This window comes from Embleya sp. NPDC020886 (assembly GCF_044333915.1).
Classification (GTDB): Bacteria; Actinomycetota; Actinomycetes; order Streptomycetales; family Streptomycetaceae; genus Embleya.
Map to the genome: position 1 here is coordinate 1 of NZ_JBIRRX010000009.1, position 15,878 is coordinate 15,878.

Here is a 15,878-nt window from a genome sequence, read left to right on the forward strand (position 1 = left end):
CAAGCAGCACGAACCGTTCGACGAACATGCGGCCTTCCCAACCCCACTCGCCGCTGTGGCTTGACGACTTAGCACCGTGAGGTGTCTGCGTGGGGACTTCGTCCCCTGGGGGAATTTCGGGAGTCGCGGGAGCAAGCCCGCACGCTCATCGTCCTCACGAACGGACAGTACGTCTTCCGTCTCGGCACAACCCCGTTCGTGGCGCGGCGGACAACGATCGTGCGCGCGGAAGCGGGCTCGGTCGTCGGCATGGCGTCGTGGCGGTCCGAAGGATGCCTTGCGATCACGTGAGGGGGCTGGTGAGGCTTGGGCGGATGCTCGCGAGATCACGTTGGTGAACGTCGCCCAGGACATCGGTGACCACGAGCCTGATGTCGACCACGGACAGACGCTCCCGGCCTTTGGCGTTCACCGCGAGGAGCTCCATGCCGTCACGCCAGTTGCTCGACATCGGTATTGCCGCACCGGCCCCGAGATGCAGGAGGAAGAAATCCCGATCCCGCTCGAGCCCGAGCGCCTCGAAGAAGTCGACAACGGCATCGACGTGAACCCACTCCGGTGGCTGTGTGACCCGACCCGCGTACGCCTCGGCCGCCCGCACCCGATACGACACGGACGACGAGTGTGAGGCCATCCTCGCCCGGCCGGCACAGCGACACATCCGCGCTCCGAGCCTGCCCACCCGTCCGATTCTCCAACGCGGTTCACCCCCACATGCGTGGGGACTTCCCTTGGTGAAGCCGGTATTCGAATGGTGGAACTTTTCATATGGAAAAGGGAGTGTCACGTGTGTGGGGTAGGGGTGCGGCGGTAGGCGTCGGGGGTTTGGCCGGTCCAGCGGTGGAAGGCTCGGCGTAGGGCTCGGGCGTCGGTGTAGCCGAGGCGGCCGGCTATGGATTGGACGGGGAGGTCGGTTTCGCGGAGCAGGGTGCCGGCGCGTTCGTGGCGGACGGATTCGATTTCGTCGCGCCAGGTGGTTTCCAGGTCGCTCAGCCGGCGTTGGAGGGTGCGTGGGCTCATGGCCATGCGTTGGGCGACGAGTTCGAGGCTGAGTTCCTCGCCGAGGGCTTGGGCGACTTCGGAGCGGAACCTGCCGTGCCAGCCTGCTGCGGGGCGGGCGTTCTCCAGGACGTTGTCCGCGTATCGGCGCAGGATCAGGGCGAGTTCGTCGTTCGGGCCGGCCGGGCGTGGTGGTTCGGTGTCAAGGTCGAGGAAGGTCACCGAGTTGGTGCGGGCGCCGAAGTCGATGGCGCGGGTGCCGAAAGCCTCGATCAGGTGTCGGTGGTTCTTCGGGGCCTCGTGGGCGAGGGCGACGTGGACGGGAACCACCCCCGGCCCGCGTGCGTCCCGGGCCCGCCTGAGCATGAGCGCCATCGCGAATTCGTCGATCACGGTCACCGCCGCCGGCGAGTAGGGCGCGATGCCGTACGTGATGGTCAGCCGCCGGTCCTCCTCGATCACCGTCATCTCGGCGCCCGGGTCGGTCATGGTCGGCAGGTAGCGGGCGGCGTCGCGGCAGCCGTCGGCGAACGTACCGCCGGTGGTGAACAGGTAGTCCCAGACGTGCAGTCGCCCCTGCGCGGCGGTCTCCGCGGCTCGGACGCCCGCGCCCGCCGGACTGCCGTGTGCGACCAGTTCCCAGAGTCGGACCAGGGTCGCGGTGGGCACACGCAACAGCGGATCCGCGAGCGTCTCCGGCTCCAGGCCCGGCAGATGCGCGAGTTCGCTGTGGGCCACCCCGGCCCCGAGCGCGGCATCTCGCACAAGGCGTGCCATGTGCGATGAAACCGTGTTGTCGATCACTGCCGGAGCATATCCGGATGGTCAAGCGCAATACAGATCCGGGAAGTGGCGTGGATGGTCCCCTGCTCGGCGTGAAGTGTCCCCCCGGTTTCGGGCAGCCGGATACGACTCGGCGGCGGTCGGGATCCGGGCCCGAAGGGCGGCTCGGATCCGCCGCCGCCGTGGGTCGCGCGGCCAAGGCAGGGCGAACGGGCCGACCGCGGCCATCGATGCCGCAGTCGGCGGGTGGGTCAGGGGCCGACCGTGCCGTCGATGCCCTCGCGGAGGAAGTCGGCGTGGCCGTTGTGTCGGGCGTACTCGTGGATCAGGTGCAGCATGACCAGGCGCAGCGACACTTCCTCGTCCCACTTGGCGTTGTGGCCGGTCACGTCGAGGGATTCGGCGGCGGCCTCGATCCGGCGCGAGTGCTCGATCTCGGCCTCCCAGGCGCCGAACGCCTCCGCGCGGGTGGACGTACTCGCGTCGTAGGCCACCTGGAAGTCGCCCTGGTCCGACCACACGAGCGGGATGTCCTCGCCGTTGATCACCCGTCGGAACCAGTTCCGTTCGACCTCGGCCATGTGTCGGACCAGGCCGAGCAGGGAGAGGGTCGAGGGCGGCATCGACTGGCGGCGCAGGTCTTCGTCGGAGAGGTCGTCACACTTCATCGCAAGCGTCGCCCGGTGGTAGTCGAGGAAGCTGCGGATCATCTCGCGCTCGCCGGCGATCACGGGCGGCTCGGGGCGTTGGGTGGGCATGGGGGTGGCTCGCTTTCGGTCGGGGCGGGGGCGTGGGGCGGGCTTTTGGTGGGTGGGCGCGCGTAGACCACGGTCGGGCCGCGCGGGAGCATTGATTCTGCGCGATGTGGTCGGCCGGGAGTAGGCGGGGGCGGCTCGGGCTTCGGCGTGGTGGGTTGTTACGGGGTGTACCCCTGGCCGAAGTCGCGCAGGATGCGCTCGACGGCGCGCCGGGCGTAGGTGTCGGTGGTACCGGCCGGCCCTCCTGTTCGCGTCGCCGAGAATCTCGCGCAGCGTCCGGGCCGTGAGATCGGCGTGTTCGGGACCCAGGGCCGCGATTCCCGTCGCGGCGTCGACCCGGGCCAGGACGTCCGTCGCAGCCGAACAGGCGGCGGTACGCAGGGCCTCGGTCGCCGGCGCGACGTGCTCGGGGCCGCACCGGGCCAGGGCGCAGACGGCCGCGATCCGCACGCACGGGTCCGTGTCGGTCGCGGCCGGCACGTCGTTTCGGCGGACAGGATGCGGACCAGGCGCGGGACCAGTGCGCTGCGATCGGCGGCGAGCCGGCCGGCCGTGACGCGAAGCGGCAACAGCCGTTCGGGGCGGACCGTTCGAGCGGCGCCCGTCGGGTCGGTCGCGGTGTCCGTTGCTCGCGTCGCGTCCGTCGCCCGTGTCGAGCCCGTCGCGTAGGCGGCGGCCGGCGACGCCGCCAATTGCAGACTCAGCGTCGACTTGCCCTGGCCGGCACCGCCGGTGATCAGCACATGGCGGTGCGGCCCGAGGGTCTCCTCGGCGGCCCGGGCCGGGGTCACCGGTTGTACGGCCGACTCCATCGGTACGAACTGTCGCCTGTGGCGCTCCGCGTCGGGGCGGTTGCGCTCGTGCTTCCGGAACTCCTCGCGGACTTCGACCGCGGTGCCGGTGGTCGGCGCGCTGCGGGCCTGTTGACGTACGTGGACGGTGGCCAGGCCGTCGAGTGGCGCGTCGACAGCCGGTAGGTGAAGTTGCGGGCGGCGATGCCCTGGGCGTGCAGCAACTCCCTTATGTGTGGCGCCAATCGAGGCGCCTTTTCGGTCGTCGCCGAGGGGTGTCGGTTCCAACCCAGCACGATCCGGGCACCGTGGTCGTCGTTGCGTCGTTGCGTCGTTGCGTCGTTGCGTCGTTGCGTCGTTGCGGTGCGGGGAAGCCCGACTCCGCCAACACGCGGTGCAGATGGGCGTGCACGGTGGCCAGGTCCAAGGCCCGCGGCCCGCCCGGGACACCGTGCTCCAGGACGTCGATCAACCGGCCGGTGAAGGCGGTGAATCGCTCGCCGACCGGGGCGACCGCCTGCCGGGTCGCAGACGCCGCGGCCAGGACGTAGGTGCCCTCCACCCGGGAGAGTTCGGCAAGTCGGCTGTCCTCCGTGCCCATTGCGCCGGTCAGGGCGCGGCCGGCGAAGCAGCAGTCCAGGATTACCGCCTTGGCGGGGACGCGACGGGCCGAGCGCAGCACGTTGCGCACGTCCTGGAACGGCAGTGTGGTGTAGGCGCGGTCGGGGCGGCAGTGCGGCAGGGACAGGAGCAGGTCCTCGGTGTCCGGCGAGATCAGGCCGTGGCCGGCGTAGTACAGCAGCACCAGGTCGGTCGCGGCGGCGGCCGCGTCGGTCAGCGCGTCCAGGACCTGGTCACGGTGTTCGGGTTGTTCGATCACCACACAGTTCTGCGCCGACAGCCCCCACACCTGCTGATCGGTGAGCAACTCGCGCAGGCGGGCCAGGTTCCGGGCCACCGCCGGCAGCGGTGTCAGGTGCGCGAAGTCGTGCGAACCGACCAGGACCACCCGGGAGCCGTGCGGATCGTGTGGCGCGGCACTCACGTTGCCCCGGCCCGGCCGCCGCTTCGGTCGCCGATCCGCACACGCATCCATCCCCCTTGGCCGGCCGAGCAGTTCGGCGTAGTGGGAGTGGGACGGCCGGCAGGTACGTTCGTGGGACCGGGCGGCCGAGGGCCCGCTGTCGACGACCGCTCCGCAAGCGCCGATTCGTCGGTCGGGGTGTTCGGCGGGCGGGCCGAGTCACCTTCCGCGGACTCCACTCGTACGGGTGGTCTTCCCCACGTTTGCGCAGGCTTCGGACGAAGTCGGAGCCGAGTCGGCCGGATGCCGCCGGAGAGTGCCGCCGAATCGGCGTGGGCAATGCCGGGCGAGGTCCGTCGCGAGTGTGTCCCGGGCATGCTGCGGGCGGGTCACAGGCCGGATCGAGGCGTGACGTCCGTCCGAAGGCGATCGTTTCTTCAACCGAACGTTTGCAGCCGCAAGCAGGCTCTTGTCCCCGTTCGAGTTGGAGGCTGTCGTGTGTGGTTCCCAGGTGCCCGGACCCCGCCCGTTCGCCGCGTCGACCTGGCCGGAGCGGTACGCGCAACCCGACGCCGGCGCCGGTTGTTCGATGTGCGCCAAGGACTTCACCGCGCCCGACATCGGCTGGGGGCTGTTGCTCAAGCGCGGCGTGTACGGCAACGCGTATCTGTGGCGCGCCGGTCGGGTGCGCGGCTACGTCGTGGTGGTCTGGACCGGGGGACACGTCGCCCGATTGACCGCGTTGTCCGCCCGCCAACTCGCGGGCTTCATGGCCGAGGTGACCTCGGCCGGCCGCGCGATCGAGGCGCACTATCGGCCGGTGCCCAAACTCAACGTGTCCCTGCTCGGCAACGACATCCCGCACCTGCACGCACACCTGATCCCACGTCGCCCCGACGAGCCGACACCGGAACGCGTCCCGGCCTTCGCCCACTTGGACCACGACCGGCAGGACGAGGACCGGATCCAGTCCGACGCCGCGGCGTTGCGCGCGCTGCTGGCCCATACCGGCGCAACCGATGCGGCCGGCCTGGCGGACGACGCGATCGGAGCCGACCCGCCCGACCCGGGCGCCGCCGATCGACCCTGAACGTGCCGGAGGCGGGTCGGCGCGGACCACGTACTGCGGCTCGCGTCGGACGAGGCCACCTCCCGACGCCGACGGCGCGAGGCGGCCCTGCCGTGACCTGGTCCGTCCCGTCGTCGGCGTCGAGCTGCCGCGGTGAGCATGGACGCCGGGCTCGCCTACTCCCTGGACACCCGGCCGCGCGGTACCTCCGGCGAACTGCGCCGCCGGGTCTCCCGACGCGACGAACCGAACCCGGCTCGGACGCCGGGCGGCCTGACCGACCTGCCCCCGGGCGACGCCGCCACACTCGGCTTACCCGTGGCCCGGGCGACGCCGCCGCGCTCCGCCTGCCCGTGGCCGCGCCGCGGTCGACGGCGAGTCTGCGCGCGTCGGCGTCGCTCGGGGCAGCCGGCTCACGGCGTACGCCCCGATGTCGTGCGGGCGGAGGGTCGCTGGTCGGAGGCTAGGGTCGGAGCGTGGACGCAACGCAGGTGCCGAAGGCGCCCTGCTCGCCGCGGTCGACGGATCCGGCGGGCTTTCCCATCCTCCCCGTCCCGATCAGGTAAGGACGTTCGCTCATGGGTGTTGTCGACGTGAACGCCTCAGGTGACGCAGGTTCCGGTGACGCAGGTTCTGCCGACGCAGGTGCCGCGGGCGCCGGGCAGGCCGGGTATCGGCGCTCGGCCGGCTCACCGCGTGGCGAGGCACGCCGGCGCGAGCTGCTCGATCGGGTGACCGAGGACCTCGCGGTCAACGGCCTCGTCGACTTCTCGTTGCGCCGGGCCGCCCGGGCGGCGGGGACCACGCACAAGGTGCTGCTCTACCACTTCGACGGTGCCGACGACCTGCTCAAGCAGGCGATTCTGCAACTGCGCGATCGGCGCATAGGCAAGTCGTCGGCCGCTGCCGGCGGCGGGTCGACCCGGTTGTCCCTGGGCGAATGGGTGCGCGTGGTGTGGCCCATCCTGGTCGGCGAGGAGGCGCGGGTCCTGGATCAGGCGATCGGCCTGGCGATGTACGACCCCGAGCGTTACGCGGAACTCGGTCGCGGCGCGTCCCGGCAGTATCTGCCCACCCTGCTGGCCGTCTGCCCCGAGCACTGGGCGGACCGACGCAAGCTGGAGGTGGCCGAGATGATCCTCGCGGTATTGCGCGGCTTCCTGGTCGACGCACGCACCAGCGGCGACCTGGACGGCGTCGCCGCCGGATTCGACGCGCTGACCCGAGCGCTGGAGCGCGAGGAGGCCGCCGACGCGTAGCCGCGACGGCCACCCGCGCAGCGCGCCGAAGGGCCGGGGAAGCGGTGTGGACAGTTTGCGAACCGCGTGGTTCACTTTTTCGAAGGATGAAGCGTCGTCCATGCGGAGGTCGGTGTGCCAACGTCCAGGGAACGCGAGAAGGTCCACTTCGTCAGCGGCGGGACACGGTGCGCCGCGTGGCACTATCCGGGAGACAACGGCGCCTGCGTGATCATGGCCGGCGGCTTCGCGGTGACCAAGGAACCGGGCACCGACCCGTTCGCGAAGCGGTTCCACGAGGCCGGGTTCGGTGTACTGGCCTTCGACTACCGCCGGTTCGGCGAAAGCGGGGGGCAGCCGCGCCAGGTGGCCTCGATCCGCGGGCAACTCGCCGACTGGCAGGCCGCGATCGAGTTCGCCGGGACGCTGCCCGGAGTCGACCCGGCCCGGCTCGCGGGCTGGGCGTTCTCCGTCTCCGGCGGCCACGTCCTGCGCGTCGCGGCCCGCTCGCCGCGCCCGGCCGGACCGGGCCTCGCGGCGGTGATCGCCCAGACCCCGAACGTGGACGGCCCGATCGTGCTGCGCGCCGCCGCGCGGTACCAGACGTCCCTCGCGTTGTTGCGCCTCGCCGGTCGCGGAATCCTGGACGCGCTCGGCGGCGCGGTCGGCCGCCCGCCGCTGCTGGTGCCGCTCGCCGGTGCACGGGGCACGGTCGCGCTGCTCGCGACGCCGGACGCGCCGGAGGGGGACCGGGCACTGAACCCGGACAACATCCACCCGGACTGGCAGCAGGCGGTCGCCGCTCGTTCCACGCTCGCCCTCGGCTGGTATCGACCCGGACGGGACGCCCACCGGGTACGCTGCCCGATCCTGATCGTGGTGTGCGACCAGGATCGCACCGCGCTCGCCGAACCGGCCGTCGCGGTGGCGCGTCGGGCCCCGCACGCCGAACTGCTCCGGGTGCCCGGTGGACACTACGCCCCCTTCACGAGCGCGCACGAGCAAGTGGTCGAGGCCGAACTGGCCTTTCTACGAGGGCACTTGTCGAAGGCCGTCCCAACGGCCGCCGATCCGGCCGCCGACTTCGATCCGGCCGCCGCCGAGTTCGCCCCGGCCGCCGCCGACCCGCGAGGCCGAGCCCGATGACCCTGCGCGAGATCGAGCTGTCCGCCGGGACGATCGAATATCGGGACACCGGTGACACCCGAAGCACCGGTCCCACCATCGTGCTATTGCACGGCCTGCTGATGGACGCCTCCCTGTGGGACGGCCCGATCGCCGCCCTGTCCGCCGAACACCGGTGCGTGGCGCCCACGTTGCCGTTCGGTGCGCATCAGCACGCGATGCGGGCCGACGCCGACCTGTCGCTGCCCGGAATCGCCCGGCTGGTCGCGGAGTTCCTCGACCGCCTCGACCTGGACGACGTCACGCTGGTCGGCAACGACACCGGCGGCGCACTTGTGCAATTGCTGATCCGCGACGGCGCGACCGAGCGGGTGGGCCGGATCGTACTGGCCTCGTGCGACGCGTTCGACAACTTCCCGCCCGGCCTGACCGGCCGGACGCTGCTGCTCACCGGGAAGCTCTCGCCTCGGCTGTTCGGGCTGTTCATGCAACAGATGCGGCTCCGCCCGGTGCGCCGCCTGCGGATCGCGTTCGGGTGGCTGACCAAGCGCGGCGACGCGGTGACCGCCCGCTGGCTCGCGCCGATCCTGACCCGGGCCGAGATCCGGCGCGACGCGGTACGGATGTTGCGCGCGGCGGGCGCGGACACCGACCTCCTGCTCACCGCCGCCGAGTCGCTGCCCGCCTTCGACCGCCCCGCCCTGGTGGTCTGGGCGAGCGAGGACCGCGTGATGCCGCCCGACCACGGCCGCCGTCTGGCCGAACTCCTCCCCCGGGGGCGACTGGTCGAGATCCGGGACAGCTACACCCTCATCCCACTCGACCGTCCCACCGAACTCGCCCGAGCCATCCACGAGTTCACCGACACACCCGAGACGGCCAGATGATCCCGCCCCGGCACCCGCGCGCACCGGCGGCGTGCCGGGCCCACCCCCGTCTCAGTGCCCGGCCGACAACGGCGACCGACCACGACCGTCGCCGCCCATCCCGGCGCGATCGCGGCCCCGATCCCCATCCCGACCTCGATCCGGCAGCGCCCCCCGCACCAACACGCGCACCATCGCCACCCCCGTCCCCACCGCGATCACGTGCAGGATCGCCGCAGCGGCAAGGTTCTCCGGCAACGTCGTGCCCGGCGGGCTCGCGAGCGCCACATACAGGGTGAGCGGCAATTTCCAACCGCTCCAGGCGAACAGCGAGCCCGACCCGATCCAGCCCAGCGCGATCGGGAGCCGGCGAGCGAGCCTGCCCGGTCGGCCGCAGGCGATCATCGCGGTGGCAACGGCCGCCACCAGGGCCCAACTTCCCCAGAGGCCGGTCAGGATCCGCCAATCCGCGTCCCGCGTCTGCGGATGCGCGATGCCCCACGTGCCGCCGATCGCCCAGTACAGCCACACCACGCCGAGCCCGCCGCCCGACACCGCCGACCATGGGACGTGCCGCAGGCTCGACCGGCCGGCCGCGCCCCGATCCCGGACCGCATCACCGACCCGCCCGGCGAATACGTCCGGCCGACGTCGACGCAGATACGCGGGCAGCGCGAGCGCCAACCCCAACCCCATCCCGACGAAACCGAGCTGAATCAGGGCCGCCTCCCACCCCGGCATCGTCGCATCACCCGCACCGTCACCGGCCCCCACCGCCGATCCGTCGGCCGACTCCGAGTCGCCACCCGAGGACGCCCACAGCGAACTCAGCACCGCATACGGCAACGCCGAAACCAGAAACCCGGTCCCCACCCACGCGCAGAACGCCAATGGAGCGCCCGGTACCCGCATTCCCCACGGGCGAACCAGCGCCAGGGCCACCGCGATCCCGATCGCCGCCATGCCCACCGTCGCCGTGTTGAGCACCACCCACTCGGCCGGACCGAACCCCGCGCCGGTCGGCAACACGCCGATCAGCGAACCGATCACCCACGACGCCTTGATCACCGGATAGGGCGTCATCGCGAGCGCCGCTCCGTACGCCGCGACCCGGCCCACCCGGTCCCACCCGATCCATCGCCACACCGGAATTCCCCCTTCGATGGCAGGAATTCCAGCCTCCGTCGCAGCGCCGGCCGTCGGCATCCCTCGGAGGTGTGCGGCCGTCCCCCGATCGGGGGACGGCAACGACCGCCCCGAGGACGACTATTCGCGAGGTTCCCCGTACCAGCGCCAGCTCGTGCGCCGCTCGTGGCCCGGCAGGTCCGCGCGGCCGGTGGCCCACAACATCGTCGGCCACGGGTCGGTGTCCTGCGGGACGTCCGGGAAGAGCCGGGCCAGGACGCGTGCGCACAGGTCGGCGGGCGGGGCCCAGGTCACCCCGACGTCCTCGGCCAGGTCGTGGGTGTGCACGAGCGTCTCCACGATGCCCATCGCGGCGAAGCCCTCGGGGTCGGCGGCACCGAAGGTGTGGTGGGCCCGTACGCTCGACGGCGTCGTCCGCACCATGGCGACCAGCAGCGCGCCGCTTGCCTCCAGCACCTGCAACAGCCCGTCCGGGCCCGCCGTGTGGTCCGCGTGGATCGCGTTGGCCGGGCCGCCCGGTCGCCGACTCGCCCAGACGAACGGCACCTCGCCGGACATCGGTGTGACCCTGGGGCCCAGTTGGGCGGCGTACGCGAAGAGATCGTCGCTCAGGTGCTCGACCGTCTCCCAACGATCCCACTCCAGCGCACCGGCCTTCGCCTCCCACGCCGCGGCCGGCACGCCCCGCAGCGCGGCCACCGCGAGTTGCACGGCCCGATCCAGGTCCTCGGCGGTGACCGGCCCCGGCCCGTGTTCGGGCGGCACGGTCCGGGTGCCCGGCGGGGTCGCGGGCGCGTCGTCTTCAGATGATTCGAACATGTCCGGACCGTATCGCCACGCACACCTCGAACCACCGAACCATCGAACCACCGACGGCGACATCGGCTCCGCGGTGGCGCACGAGCCGGTCGGCGGTGCACGGACGGTAGCGTGGCGACATGACCGTTGATCAGGAACTCGTCGATGCAGCGATCGAGTTGGCGCGCAACCGATTCCCCGGGCAGGACTGGTCCGGTGCGGCGGCACTGCGGCTGGACGACGGGTCGATCGTGACCGGTACCGCTCCGGAGGTGCCGAACAACGCGGTGCGGCTGTGTCATGAGACCGGCCCGATCTGCGAGGCGTACAAGCTGGGGCGGCGCGTGGTCGCCTCGGTCTGTGTGACCGCCGCCGACCAGGATCGCGGCTACTGGGTGTTGGCTCCCTGCGGGGTGTGCCAGGAACGTTTGTTCGCCTACGGGCCGGATGTGGCCGTCGGCGTACCGGAAGCGGCCGACCCGCGTCGTTGGCGGTCGCTGCGGCTGCGGGACGTGCAACCCCATTGGTTCGCGCGGGTGTTCTCCGACGACGTCTGGCCTTATCGGCAGCCGGGCGACACGGATCCGGCCGGGTGGTCGGGCGACACGGATTCGGTCGGGTAGTCGCGCGGCAGCGCCGCCCCGTGGCGAACGTGCTTCCGACGGTTCGGGCGTGACGTCCGTCCGTGGCCCGTCGTTGGTCCGGGCGGAGGTGTGTGTCCCGGCACGCGGGCCGGGTTCCCGGGTCGACGCGGGCCGGCGGGCGACACCGCCGTGCAGCCGGGGGCGACGCCCGAAGCACCCGGATCGACCATGGGGAGAGCGACACTTGAGCGACCACCGCCACAATGCCATCGCCTATGCCGCCATCATCCTCGAACGCGCGGACGGCGCGGTGTTGTTCATGGAACGCAAGGACACCGGCTTCGCCGACGGCCTGCTCGCCCTGCCCGGCGGACTGGCCGACCCGGGCGAACTCCTCATCGAGGCGTGCGCCCGGGAGACCAAGGAGGAGATCGCCACCGACGTCGCCACGGCGGACCTGCGCACGGCGTACGTGTCCCAGGTGCTCGGTGAGACCGGCGCACCGGTGATCGGCTGGTACTTCCACACCACCGCCTGGTCGGGCGACCCGGTCAACGCCGAACCCGACCAATGCGCCCGGCTGACCTGGCTCGACCCGGCCCACCTGCCGCCCGATGTGGAACCCACCGACGCCACCGCGGTCACCGCCTGGCATCGCGGTACCGCGCCGACCCGGTGGGCCTGACGGCCCTCGGATCCTTTCCACCGATCGACGACCGCTAGGCGGGGCCCAGGCCCGCCTGATAGGCGGTGATCACCAGTTGTACCCGGTCGCGGGCGCCGAGTTTGGTGAGCAGGTGACCCACATGGGTCTTGGTGGTGCCCTCGGTGATGTGCAGGGTTCGGGCGATCTCGGCGTTGGTGCGACCTGCGGCGATCAACACCAACACCTCGCGTTCGCGCGTGGTGATCGCCCGCAACGCCGCCGGCGGTGACGTCGGGTCGGGCGCGGCCGGTCGGGCGGCGAACTCGGCGATCAGCCGCCTGGTCACGCTCGGCGCGAGCAGTGCCTCGCCGGCCGCGACCACCCGGATCGCGGCGAGCAGATCCTCGGGCGCGGTGTCCTTGAGCAGGAATCCGGCGGCCCCGTTCCGCAGTGCCGCGTAGATGTGCTCGTCCAGGTCGAACATGGTCAGGATCAACACCCGAACCCCCGGCACCCCGCCCGTACCGGTGATCAGCCGGGTCGCCTCCAGGCCGTCCATGTCCGGCATACGAATGTCCATCAGCACCACGTCGGGCCGCTCCCGGCGGGCCAGGTCCACCGCCGCCGCACCGGTGCCCGCCTCGCCGACCACGGTGAAGCCCGGCGCCACGTCGATGATGCCGCAAAAGCCCGCGCGCACCAGAGCCTGATCGTCTGCGACCAGCACCCGCACGTTCATCCGACCCGCTCCCGCAACGGCAGCACGGCGGCCACCCGAAATCCCCGCCCGGGCAACGGGCCCGCGCTGAACTCCCCGTCGTAGAGCCCGACTCGCTCGCGCATTCCGGCCAGGCCGTGCCCGTACGGCGGCTCGTACGCCTCGACGCCCGCGGTCGCCGGACCCGAGCCCACCCCGTCGTCGAGGATCTCGATCGCCAACGCGTCCGCGCGGTAGTCGATCGCCACCCGGCCGGTCGTGGTGCGCGCGTGCCGAGCGATGTTGGTCAGCGCCTCCTGCACGATCCGATACGCCGACAACTGGATCCCGGCGGGCAACTCGCGCACGTCGCCCGACGAACTCGACTCCACCCGCAACCCGGCCTCGGCGGCGCGTGCCAGCAGGGCGGGCAGATCCGCCAGGCCCGGCGCGGGCAGCCGATCCGCCGGGCCGTCCGCACGCAGCACGCCGAGCAGGCCGCGCATCTCGCGGATCGTCTCGCCGCTGATCCGGCGGATCGCCGTGAGCGCCTCCCGGGCCTGCTCGGGCCGTTCGTCGAGCACGAATCCGCCGTACCCCGCCTGCACGTTGACCACGCCCAGGCTGTGTGCGATCACGTCGTGCAACTCGCGGGCCAGCCGCAGCCGTTCCTCGGCGAACTCGGATCGGGCCAGGTCGGCGTGATGCTCGCGCAGCGCGGCGGCGTAGGCGCGATGCCGCCCGACCGCGTAGCCGATCGCCCACGCGGTGCCCACGAACAGCAGCGCGAGCCACGCGTTGCGACGCAGGTCGGCCGAACCGAGCAGCCACAACGCGCCGCCGAACAGGCCGACGCCGAGCGCCGCGAGGCCGGCCCGGGGCGGGTAGGCCACCGCCGCGCTGTACACCGCGGCCATCGAGACCAGCACCACGAACGGGCCGCCCAGTGCGAGGGCGATCGTGGTCTCCCCGGCCGCGCCCACCACCACCGCCCACGCCGCGAGCACCAGGCCCACCGCCCACCCGGGCCGGGCGCGGCGCAGCACCAGGGCGACCGCGAGCACGGCGACCGCGAGCAGCGCGACGGTCGGCTGGGTCGAGGTCGGCTCGGGGTAGCCGCGCCGATGCGGGTCGTAGTCGTGGTAGGCGTTCAGCACTCGCATCGTGGCGATCCAGCCCCCGACCAGGGCCGCGACCACGTCCAGCGCGACCCAGTGTCGGGTGCGCAGCCTCTTGGTCAACGGGCGCAGCGGCTCCGATTTCATGCGTCGATCGTAGGGAGCGAGCCCGGTTCGGCTCATCGCCCCGGAGGTCTATGACCACGGTCGGAGACGGCACCCCGAATCGGGCCGCGCACTCGACCCGCGGTCCGACGACGGCGCGTCCGCGAACCGACACGGTGGAGCACATGGTCGGCGGCATCGGGTTCGTGCCGGTGTCGGCGGCGCGGATCGAGCGAAGGGCGGAGCAGGGCGGATGATCGAAGTGCGCGGACTCACCAAGAGATACGGCGCGCGGGTGGCCGTGGACGACGTGACGTTCACCGTCGAACCGGGGCGGGTGACCGGGTTCCTGGGGCCGAACGGAGCGGGCAAGTCGACCGTCATGCGGATGATCCTGGGGTTGGCCGCGCCGAGCGCGGGCCATGCCTGGATCGAGGGGCGGCCGTTTCGCTCGTTCGACCGGCCGCTGTGCCGGGTGGGCGCGCTGCTGGACGCGGGCGCCGTGCCGGGCGGGCGCGCCGCGTACCACCATCTGGCGAGCATCGCGGCGAGCAACGACCTCCCGCGCTCTCGGGTCGACGAGGTGTTGGTCCGGGCCGGTCTGCGGGACGTGGCCCGGCGGCGGGTGGGCGGATTCTCGTTGGGGATGAAGCAACGGCTCGGGATCGCCGCCGCGCTGCTCGGCGAGCCCGGGGTGCTGCTGTTCGACGAGCCGGTGAATGGTCTCGATCCGGACGGGGTGCGCTGGATCCGTACGCTGATGCGCGACCTGGCGGCCGAGGGACGCACGGTGTTCGTCGCCGGGCACCTGATGAGCGAGATGGCGCTGACCGCCGACCACGTGATCGTGCTCGGCCGGGGGCGGGTGATCGTGGACACCGACATGGCCGAGTTCATTCGGACCGGGTCGCGGGGCGACGTGCTGGTGCGTTCGCCGCACGGCGCGGAGTTGGCCCGGGTGCTCACCGGGCACGGCGCGACGGTGACCGCCGAACCGGACGGCGCACTCGCGGTCGCGGACCTCGCGTTCGCCCGGGTCGGCGAGTTGGCCGCCGCACACGGCCTGGTCGTGCACGAGCTGGGTGCCCGGCAGGGTTCGTTGGAGGAGGCGTATCTGCGGATCATCGGGGACGAGACGGATCATCGCGCGGTCGGCGCGATCGGCGAGGGGGCGGGCGCATGAGCGGCTTTCCGGTACCGCGTGGGGTGCTCGTGGCCGAGTGGATCAAGCTGCGCACGCTGCGGTCCACCTACTGGACCGCCGCGCTCGCCGCGGTCGCGGCGCTCGGGCTCGGCGCGTTCGACCTGGGGAATCTGGTCGCCGACTGGGACGGCATGTCGGCCGAGAAGCGTGCCGTGTTCGACCCGGTGCGGTTCGGCTTCAGCGGCGGGTACTACGTGGTGGTGCTCGCGGCGGGCACGCTGGGTGTGCTGGTGAGCAGCTCGGAGTATGGCTCCGGGCTGATCCGGACCACGTTCACGGCGGTGCCCCGGCGGCGTCGGGTGTTCGCGGCCAAGGTGTTGGTCACCGGCGTCGTGACGCTCGTGATGGGGGAGGCGATCGCCTTCGGCACGTTCTTCCTGGGGCAGGCGATCCTGGCGGACAAGCACCTGGACGTGGGCCTGGGTGCTCCGCACGTGCTGCGCGCGGTGGTTGCCACCGGCGCGTTCGTCACCGTGATCGCGCTGATCGGGCTGGCCCTCGGCACGATCGTGCGGCACTCGGCGGGCGCCATCGCCGGGCTGTTCGGGCTGTTCTTCGTCGCTCCGATGCTCACCGAGGCCGCCGGCGACGGGGTCCGGCGCGGCACCCTGCAGCCCGCCTTCCAGGCGCTGAGCAGCACCACCGGGGCGGCCGACGCGGGTCGCCCGTCGACGGTGACGGCGGTGGTGGCGTGCCTGGTCTGGCTCGGCGTCGCGCTGGCCGTCGCCGCGTGGTCGATCGAGCGTCGGGACGTGTAGCAGACGTGTAGATCTTTGGACGGGCAGCGGGCCGGGAGGGTTGGCGTGCGCGGGGAGTGTGGCCGGTCGTGTCGATTTCCACGTGGGCGGCCGTGCTGCCCGTGCGGGATCGGGTGCGGGTTCCGGTGCGGATTCCGCACGGATTGCCATGCAGTCGGCGATGCGTATG

General features: G+C 72.1%; 16 protein-coding genes. 8 read left to right on the forward strand and 8 right to left on the reverse strand.

What is annotated here, in order from left to right:
• Nucleotides 1-283: 283 nt before the first annotated feature.
• From ACH4U8_RS28335 to ACH4U8_RS28350, 4 genes are all read right to left on the reverse strand, one after another.
• The gene (locus tag ACH4U8_RS28335; protein ID WP_395781027.1) at nucleotides 284-613 is read right to left on the reverse strand and encodes a hypothetical protein; all 330 of its coding nucleotides are present in this window, start codon (nucleotides 611-613) and stop codon (nucleotides 284-286) included.
• Nucleotides 614-783: 170 nt separating this feature from the next.
• A complete protein-coding gene (locus ACH4U8_RS28340; protein ID WP_379988602.1) occupies nucleotides 784-1,776 on the reverse strand; it encodes a helix-turn-helix domain-containing protein in 993 nt (330 codons plus the stop codon).
• A gap of 257 nt (nucleotides 1,777-2,033) precedes the next feature.
• Nucleotides 2,034-2,540 carry a DinB family protein gene (locus tag ACH4U8_RS28345; RefSeq protein WP_360310870.1) on the reverse strand — a complete coding sequence of 169 codons (507 nt, stop codon included), beginning with the start codon at nucleotides 2,538-2,540 and terminating at the stop codon, nucleotides 2,034-2,036.
• A gap of 1,020 nt (nucleotides 2,541-3,560) precedes the next feature.
• A complete protein-coding gene (locus ACH4U8_RS28350) occupies nucleotides 3,561-4,376 on the reverse strand; it encodes a caspase family protein (protein WP_395781029.1) in 816 nt (271 codons plus the stop codon).
• Between the two features lie 490 nt (nucleotides 4,377-4,866).
• Between ACH4U8_RS28350 and ACH4U8_RS28355 the strand changes: the two genes are divergently transcribed.
• The 4 genes from ACH4U8_RS28355 (at nucleotide 4,867) to ACH4U8_RS28370 (ending at nucleotide 8,674) form a co-directional block, all read left to right on the forward strand.
• Nucleotides 4,867-5,445 carry an HIT family protein gene (locus ACH4U8_RS28355; protein WP_395781031.1) on the forward strand — a complete coding sequence of 193 codons (579 nt, stop codon included), beginning with the start codon at nucleotides 4,867-4,869 and terminating at the stop codon, nucleotides 5,443-5,445.
• Between the two features lie 557 nt (nucleotides 5,446-6,002).
• Nucleotides 6,003-6,683: a TetR/AcrR family transcriptional regulator gene (locus ACH4U8_RS28360; RefSeq protein ID WP_395781033.1), complete on the forward strand. Its 681-nt coding sequence runs from the start codon at nucleotides 6,003-6,005 to the stop codon at nucleotides 6,681-6,683.
• Between the two features lie 114 nt (nucleotides 6,684-6,797).
• Nucleotides 6,798-7,808: an alpha/beta hydrolase gene (locus ACH4U8_RS28365; RefSeq protein ID WP_395781035.1), complete on the forward strand. Its 1,011-nt coding sequence runs from the start codon at nucleotides 6,798-6,800 to the stop codon at nucleotides 7,806-7,808.
• Nucleotides 7,805-8,674: an alpha/beta fold hydrolase gene (locus tag ACH4U8_RS28370; RefSeq protein WP_395781037.1), complete on the forward strand. Its 870-nt coding sequence runs from the start codon at nucleotides 7,805-7,807 to the stop codon at nucleotides 8,672-8,674. Before ACH4U8_RS28365 ends, ACH4U8_RS28370 begins: the two co-directional genes overlap by 4 nt.
• A gap of 51 nt (nucleotides 8,675-8,725) precedes the next feature.
• Here the strand turns inward: ACH4U8_RS28370 and ACH4U8_RS28375 are convergent, their stop codons facing one another.
• Together ACH4U8_RS28375 and ACH4U8_RS28380 are read right to left on the reverse strand one after the other, a co-directional pair.
• Nucleotides 8,726-9,736, reverse strand: a complete 1,011-nt coding sequence (locus ACH4U8_RS28375; protein ID WP_395781486.1) for a hypothetical protein — start codon at nucleotides 9,734-9,736, stop codon at nucleotides 8,726-8,728.
• A 183-nt stretch (nucleotides 9,737-9,919) separates the two neighbouring features.
• A complete protein-coding gene (locus tag ACH4U8_RS28380) occupies nucleotides 9,920-10,618 on the reverse strand; it encodes a hypothetical protein (protein ID WP_395781039.1) in 699 nt (232 codons plus the stop codon).
• A 119-nt stretch (nucleotides 10,619-10,737) separates the two neighbouring features.
• Between ACH4U8_RS28380 and ACH4U8_RS28385 the strand changes: the two genes are divergently transcribed.
• On the forward strand, nucleotides 10,738-11,220 hold the full coding sequence (locus tag ACH4U8_RS28385; protein WP_360310884.1) for a cytidine deaminase: 483 nt from the start codon (nucleotides 10,738-10,740) through the stop codon (nucleotides 11,218-11,220).
• A gap of 205 nt (nucleotides 11,221-11,425) precedes the next feature.
• Nucleotides 11,426-11,866: an NUDIX domain-containing protein gene (locus tag ACH4U8_RS28390; RefSeq protein WP_360310886.1), complete on the forward strand. Its 441-nt coding sequence runs from the start codon at nucleotides 11,426-11,428 to the stop codon at nucleotides 11,864-11,866.
• A gap of 34 nt (nucleotides 11,867-11,900) precedes the next feature.
• Here ACH4U8_RS28390 and ACH4U8_RS28395 read toward each other — a convergent pair whose 3' ends face one another.
• Together ACH4U8_RS28395 and ACH4U8_RS28400 are read right to left on the reverse strand one after the other, a co-directional pair.
• A complete protein-coding gene (locus ACH4U8_RS28395) occupies nucleotides 11,901-12,566 on the reverse strand; it encodes a response regulator transcription factor (protein WP_360310888.1) in 666 nt (221 codons plus the stop codon).
• Nucleotides 12,563-13,789 carry a sensor histidine kinase gene (locus ACH4U8_RS28400; RefSeq protein ID WP_395781041.1) on the reverse strand — a complete coding sequence of 409 codons (1,227 nt, stop codon included), beginning with the start codon at nucleotides 13,787-13,789 and terminating at the stop codon, nucleotides 12,563-12,565. Before ACH4U8_RS28400 ends, ACH4U8_RS28395 begins: the two co-directional genes overlap by 4 nt.
• 211 nt (nucleotides 13,790-14,000) lie before the next feature.
• On the opposite strand from ACH4U8_RS28400, the gene ACH4U8_RS28405 reads away from it, so the two are divergent.
• Complete coding sequence (locus tag ACH4U8_RS28405; protein ID WP_395781043.1) at nucleotides 14,001-14,930, forward strand: ABC transporter ATP-binding protein; 930 nt, start codon at nucleotides 14,001-14,003, stop codon at nucleotides 14,928-14,930.
• Complete coding sequence (locus ACH4U8_RS28410) at nucleotides 14,927-15,709, forward strand: ABC transporter permease subunit (RefSeq protein ID WP_395781045.1); 783 nt, start codon at nucleotides 14,927-14,929, stop codon at nucleotides 15,707-15,709. The genes ACH4U8_RS28405 and ACH4U8_RS28410 overlap by 4 nt, the downstream gene beginning before the upstream one ends.
• The last annotated feature ends 169 nt before the right edge of the window (nucleotides 15,710-15,878 follow it).